Source organism: Streptomyces sp. NPDC006261, assembly GCF_040613515.1.
GTDB lineage: Bacteria > Actinomycetota > Actinomycetes > Streptomycetales > Streptomycetaceae > Streptomyces.
Map to the genome: position 1 here is coordinate 1 of NZ_JBEXSI010000124.1, position 5904 is coordinate 5904.

A 5904-nucleotide genomic window follows, 5' to 3' on the forward strand; every position below is an offset into this window, starting at 1 on the left:
GTACCGCTTCGTGTACTTGCTTCCCACCTGGTGCTACTTCCTCTGGAACCTCGGGTCCCAGTCTCCAGGTGTCCACAATCAAGGGGAAGCTTCACTACAGCCACCTCTTCCCACAGACGACCATCAACCAGATCGCCGCAGCCGCGTTGGCAGGGGGAACTCAGAGCCCTGCCGAAGTCGAAGACGATGACGATGACGATGGCACCGCGGTCTTGGACGTCGACGACAGCTCGGATCCGGAGACCGGGCCGAACAAAGCGGCTGACCCGGAAACAGACCGCTGACCAAGCCGTCGGCGCCTGGGCAAGCCCGCCCGCGCGGAGGGCTTGCCCAAGCTCCCCTCGGGCTTGCCCAGCCGCTCATGCGTCCCCGGCCACCGGCTCCACAGGGAGCGGGTGCGCCCGCGCCCGTCGCAGTGGAAGCACCAGCCGCCCTCGCGGGTGTTGGGGTGGTCACCGTCGTGCCGGACGGGAACGGACAGCCCAAGGTCGGTCTCGACTACCAGGCCAACGCCTGGGACCGCTACAACTGGGACGAGAGCAAAGGCGTGACCATCCCTCTCCCGTGGGGCAGCGATACGAGCATTCCGGATGGTCAGATGGCCCGCCTCCACACCACGGGCATCGCCCAGGAGTTCGACATGGCGGGCAGCAGCTCCGTCAAACACTACGATCTGGGCGGCCCCGCCCCGAACCAGGGCTCTCTGCCGCAGCCGGACCAGCCGGGCCGCGAGGGCGACCGGACGGATCCGGGTCGTGAGCAGCAGGAAGCGCGATAGAGGATCACTGATGGACACCTCCCCCCGGACCGCTGCCGACACCCAGCCCGTGCGCCGCCGTCGTGTGCCGGTCGCAGTCGTCGTCGTTGCGGTGCTCCTCGCCTGCGTCGCCACCGCGATCGGTGTGGTGTCCTGGGTCGCCGATGACGTGTCGTCGGACCTGACGGGCCAGGAAATGACGTGTTGCTGGGAAGAAGGAGCCACGCCCGCCTGGATGAGCGACCAGCTCGGTATCCGCATTCCGGATGAAGCCTCGGACCGGCGGTCGGGCTACAAGACCGGCCAGCGTTACGACACCGGCCTGCTCGCCTTCGTCCTGCCGAGCGAGGACGCGGAGCGGTACACAGGCAGACTCATCGGGAGCGGCACCGAGATGATCGGGAACTTGCATCCCGAGGAGAAGGGCTACCGGCCCGCCGCCGCCTTCGGCCACCTCGGACTGCCCGAACCCGAGACGTTCGTCCAGGGCCTGCGGAAGGCCAGCCTGTGCCCGGACGACCTGGCGTCCCCGGAGGGTAAATGCCTCGAACGCTGCGTCGACCTCTTCGCCCACGAGTTCACACCCGGTACCACGCGGATCTACGTCCGGTCGACCATCGAACCGTCCATCACGCCTCCACCCGCGAGCAAGGCTCCGTAGCCGGCTGGGCGGGCATCGCAGAAAGGGCGGCGGAACCCCTGCTTGTACCGCTGTCACCACCAGGAGCACCGGCACGGCCAGGACGACGACGTCAGAGCGCACTGCGGCCGAGTTGGAGCGGGTGCGGCACGAGCATCCCTTGGGGGTGGCTGAGGCGGAGCACGGGCGTCTGCTGTCATCCGGGCGGAGCAGTTCGCTGCGCAGGCCTGGCACATCGCGGACGTGCAGCAGACGATGTGGGCGCTGATGCCCGTGCTGGAGCGGGCCAGCCGGTGCCGTTCGTTGCCGGGCAGGGGGCAGCGGGCGTCCGGCCGGGCAGGAGCCGGAGGCCGCCGGCGAGGTGCGGCGGTGGCGGCCCCGGCGCGAGTGGCCTGCTGGAACCCGGTGCTTCTCCGACGCTCCAAGTCCGTCCTCCGCCCCTTGGCCCTGGCCGTGACACTCGCCGGCAGTGCGGTCGGCTGCGGAGACGGGTCCGGCAACAGCTCCGGCACGGACCGCGGCGCCGACGGCTCGGAGGCATCGGCCGCGACACGCATCGAGGCGGTCAACAAGGCCATGCGGGAGACCTCGTTCAGCTCCGCCGGTTCGACGACCGCCTTCGAAGGCGCAACCCAGAAGACTTCATGGGATTCGGAGCAGGGCTTCCGGATGAAGGTCAGTGGCGCACCGCAGGGAGACGGCGGCGAAATGTACTGCAAGGACGGCATGAGCTACACCAGCGCGCCGTTGTTCGCCGCCATGCTCGCGCAGAAGGGCCAGCAGATCACTGTCCCGGAGCGGCTCCGCAGTCAACACCAGTAGGCGATCTTGAACTGGCAAAGGCCTCGGAACGCAGAAAGGCCCGGCTCCCCCGCGGTCATCTGCGGGGAAGCCGGGCCTTTGCCTTCACCTCGCCCGGGTCGGCCAGCATGCGGACGCATTGAACTGCGCTGCGCTCCACGGCCTGCGGCGCGCCTGTCCCGCCAGGAGAAGGCGTGTGCTTCGTGACTATCCCCAGCGACGGATCAGACGGGGCGTTGCGCGTACAAGGGTGGCAGCGGTCAGGCCGATGGCGGCGCCAGCGGCGACGTCGGAGGGGTAGTGGGCGCCACTGTGGACCCGTTCGATCGCCACCAGCACGGCAGGTATGGCGCAGACGGCCCCGGCCGGGGGCCAGGAAGAGGCGACTGCGGCGGTGAAGGCGACGGCGGCGGCGGTGTGCCCGGAAGGGAAGGAGGAGCTGTCGGGCCGGTCCTCGACATCGTCGTGCGGGATCCATTCCTTCGGCGGCCGACGTCGCTCCACGAGCTGTTTCACGATCCCGTTTGAGAGCAGTTCTGCCGCTGCCATGCTCATGATGCCGGCGGCTGCGGCCTTCCGGCCGCGCCATCCGCCCGCGGCCGCCACGGCCACGGTCGCCGCCCACCACAGCTTCGTGTGGTCGGCTGCTTTCTCCACCGGCGGCAGGAGCTGACGGGCGCAGTCGGAATCCCAGGCAGCCATCCGCAGGGTAAGTCGGTGATCGCCATCGCGCAGCGTCGTCAGGATGCCCATGTGGTGCCCTTGCCCGCCTGCGACGCTTCGACACAATGATCACGAAACCTTGCCGCCCGCGATCCACATTGATCACGGGCGCGCCTTCGTCGGGGTTGGGGATGTCGACAGCCGTCGCCAGGGCGGCGGGGTGGCGCAGGCGGTGATCGGGACGGCGCCGGGTTCGGTGGCGGCCGCCCAGACCATGCGCCAGGTGTCGTCCCACTCGCAGGCGCATGCGTGGGTCCGGGTGCGGGTGCCGTAAGAACACGCGCCAGGTCTGGACGGCGCGCGGGATACGGGGGATGAGCCCCGAGGGGTCGTCGCCCGGGTAGAGGTGGAGGGTCCGCCAGCCGTGGACCCGTGCCATGTACGCGGCGGCGACCTCGATGACGTCGGTCCACCGCTGATGCCCGATGGCCAGGAAGCCGACCGGGTAGGGGTGGTCGGTGGCGTCATTGATCCCTGCGATGTGCAGGCCGCGGTGACTGATGAAGCCGGTCCCCGCTGCTTCATCTCCGCCTCGCCGGGGGTCCAGATGCATTCGGCGGGGTGGGTGCTGCCGTCGCCGCCTTCGCTGGTCTCGATCTTGTACAGGGGCGTGGTGGTCACGCGCTCACCCCCGCGATGGCGTCGGCGAGGATCGCGGTGACGTCGGTGAGGTACGGGTCGGTGTAGCTGTCGTGGTCGTTGACGTCGAACAGCGCGTTCTCTTCGCGGTGACCGTGAAGCCGGGAAGGACGGTGGCCGCCTGGCCCGCGAGCTCGGTGTTGAGGTGGTCGGCGTCGTGGGAGGCGACCCAGGTCTGGAAGTACGGCCCGAGGCGCAGCAGGGTGTAGCCGGGGATGCAGACCTTGGCGGGATCAAGGCGCTGCTTCTCCGCGGCCAGGAGAATGGGTGGTGGCACTTCGAAGTCGGTTGTGTCACCGATGCATGGCGCAACGCGTAGTCCGGTCAACGCCTCTGTGCTTGCCTCCGGTTCTCTCGCCCATTGCGAGCTGTTGCTCCAGCGGACCGCGTAGGCCCTCGGGAAGTATCGGAGCGGAATTAGCGGTAGCCGCTGACAGCGTAAGGCGGGGCAGAGTCGGTGTGCTGTCAGGTCAAGTGGAGGGCGGTGCTCGTCACGGTTCCCGGTCAGCGTCAGCATGCGGGGCCTCTTGCAAAGGGAAGGTCATCAGGCTCACGCCCACGGGGATCGTTCCGGGCGTGCGTGGCGGGTGCGCGGCGTCGTGGAGTTCGGCCGCGACATCGGCGAGCCGCTGCCTGGCCGCTTCCCACACCTCCGGCGCCACCCACAGTTCCGCGTCGACGGTTACCCCCTTGCCGTCTGGAGCCCGGCGTGCGGCGCGCTCTTGAAGGGTGTGCGCCAGGGTCGCTGCCAGCATCCGAGCCCCATCGCTGCGGTCGGACAGCGGGGAGCCGTGGACGGTTCGGTAGCGGCGCTCCCGGCCTCCGCGGCGGATGCGTTCCTCGGCCAGTTCCACCAGGTCGGCGGCATCCAGGCGCCGTAGGTGCCGGCTGGCCAGGGCGTGCGAGATGTCCAGCTCACGAGCGAGTTCGGCGGCGGACATCGGCCCGGGCCACATGAGCGTGAGCATCCGCAGCCGCACGGGATGGGCGAGGGCCCTCAGGACGGGGTCTGCGTCGGTCACGCCAGTCAGTAAAGCGCATGCCGCCACCACGGCACCCCCTACCCCCAACCATTCTGTTGGGAGTAGGGTGCCGAAAACCTGTGGAGCGAGATCATCAAGGGGGGCCGGGCATGGCCATGGGGCTTTTCACGGTGCTGCGGGACCGCAATGCCCGTGTCTACCTGACGGGAGTGATCGTCTCCGGCTTCGGGGACTCGGCCATGCTTCTGGCCTCCGGGGTCTGGGTGAAGGAGCTCACCGGTTCAAACAGCCTGGCCGCCCTGGTGGGTTTTTGCGCCTGGGCACCGGCCCTTGCGGGACCGTTCCTCGGCAACCTGGCCGACCGGATGCGCCGCCGCACGCTCCTGATCGCCACGAGCCTGGTGCTGGCCGCTGTCATGACGGCACCCATCGCCGTGCGCTCTCCGGAGGATGTGTGGCTGCTCTTCGCCGTGCTGACCATGGTGGGCACGGGAGCCGTGCTCATGGACGCCGCTGAGACCGCGTTGATCGCCTCCGCCGTCCCGGGCGACATACGCGGGGACTTCAACGGCCTGTCCCGGGCCGCGATCGAGAGCACCAGCCTGCTCGGTCCCCTGATCGGTGCGGGTCTGTTCACTGTTTTGGGCGGCCCGACCGTCGCCCTGCTGAACGCGCTGTCCTTCCTGCTGGGCGCGGCCGCCTTCAGCATGATCCGCGTGCGTGAAGCCGCGCCCGCACGCAGGCCCCGGCGGAACTGGACCACCGAGACCGCCGAAGGCATCCGCTACCTATGGCGGCACACGACACTGCGAGCCCTGGTAGTCGCAGGCGGTTGCGCCATGGCGGCATCAAGTCTCAGCAGCACGGCGACCTTCGCGCTCCTCGACATCGGGTTGCGGCAGCCCGCGGCCTTCGCCGGCGTTCTCAGCTCGGTCCAAGGGCTCGGGTCGATCATCGGCGGTCTGGCGGCCGGGGCACTCTTGCGCCGCGTCCCACCCCGCGTCCTGTCAGTGCTCGGACTCACGCTCTTCGCCCTCGGGGCACTGGCCCGGATCACCGGCTTCCTCCCCGTGGTGATGGCCGGCAGCCTGCTCATCGGCCTGGGCCTGCCCTGGCCGCTCATCAGCGCCCTGACCACGGTCCAGAAGGAGACACCCGACGAACTGCTCGGCCGGGTGGCAGCCACCGCGAACACGCTGGTATTCGCACCGACCGGGCTCGCGATTCTCGCGGGCACAGCACTAGTGGCCACCCTGGACTACAGGGTTCAACTCCTCGCAGCCGGTGTGCTCGGCTTGACGACGGCCGTGCTGCTCGCGATCAGCGGTCGTCCCCGCGCCATACCACCCTCCCGGCCGAAC

The 5904-nt window shown here is 69.3% G+C and carries 7 protein-coding genes and 1 pseudogene; 5 read left to right on the forward strand and 3 right to left on the reverse strand.

What is annotated here, in order from left to right:
- Positions 1–68: 68 nt before the first annotated feature.
- The 4 genes and pseudogenes from ABZ154_RS34560 to ABZ154_RS34575 all read left to right on the forward strand — a co-directional run bounded on the left by ABZ154_RS34560 (position 69) and on the right by ABZ154_RS34575 (position 2219).
- The gene (locus ABZ154_RS34560) at positions 69–284 is read left to right on the forward strand and encodes a hypothetical protein (RefSeq protein WP_356838389.1); all 216 of its coding nucleotides are present in this window, start codon (positions 69–71) and stop codon (positions 282–284) included.
- 161 nt (positions 285–445) lie between these two features.
- Positions 446–778, forward strand: a pseudogene (locus ABZ154_RS34565) (hypothetical protein); the annotation flags it as partial.
- A gap of 10 nt (positions 779–788) precedes the next feature.
- Positions 789–1418: a hypothetical protein gene (locus ABZ154_RS34570; RefSeq protein WP_356838391.1), complete on the forward strand. Its 630-nt coding sequence runs from the start codon at positions 789–791 to the stop codon at positions 1416–1418.
- 420 nt (positions 1419–1838) lie between these two features.
- Positions 1839–2219: a hypothetical protein gene (locus tag ABZ154_RS34575; RefSeq protein ID WP_356838393.1), complete on the forward strand. Its 381-nt coding sequence runs from the start codon at positions 1839–1841 to the stop codon at positions 2217–2219.
- 186 nt (positions 2220–2405) lie between these two features.
- On the opposite strand, the gene ABZ154_RS34580 is transcribed toward ABZ154_RS34575, so the two are convergent.
- The 3 genes from ABZ154_RS34580 to ABZ154_RS34590 all read right to left on the reverse strand — a co-directional run bounded on the left by ABZ154_RS34580 (position 2406) and on the right by ABZ154_RS34590 (position 4582).
- Entirely contained in the window at positions 2406–2951 is a 546-nt protein-coding gene (locus ABZ154_RS34580) for a phosphatase PAP2 family protein (RefSeq protein ID WP_356838394.1), read from the reverse strand.
- 595 nt (positions 2952–3546) lie between these two features.
- On the reverse strand, positions 3547–3837 hold the full coding sequence (locus tag ABZ154_RS34585) for a hypothetical protein (RefSeq protein WP_356838399.1): 291 nt from the start codon (positions 3835–3837) through the stop codon (positions 3547–3549).
- 214 nt (positions 3838–4051) lie between these two features.
- Positions 4052–4582, reverse strand: coding sequence for a winged helix-turn-helix domain-containing protein (locus ABZ154_RS34590; protein WP_356838396.1), 531 nt, complete (start codon positions 4580–4582; stop codon positions 4052–4054).
- Positions 4583–4713: 131 nt separating this feature from the next.
- Between ABZ154_RS34590 and ABZ154_RS34595 the strand changes: the two genes are divergently transcribed.
- On the forward strand, positions 4714–5904 hold a 1191-nt coding region (locus tag ABZ154_RS34595; RefSeq protein WP_356838397.1), incomplete at its 3' end, for an MFS transporter.

Bases quoted from the DNA above. Each gene is read 5' to 3' on its own strand.
- ABZ154_RS34580 (WP_356838394.1), bottom strand. From the start codon at position 2,951: ATGGGCATCCTGACGACGCTGCGCGATGGCGATCACCGACTTACCCTG.
- ABZ154_RS34570 (WP_356838391.1), top strand. From the start codon at position 789: ATGGACACCTCCCCCCGGACCGCTGCCGACACCCAGCCCGTGCGCCGC.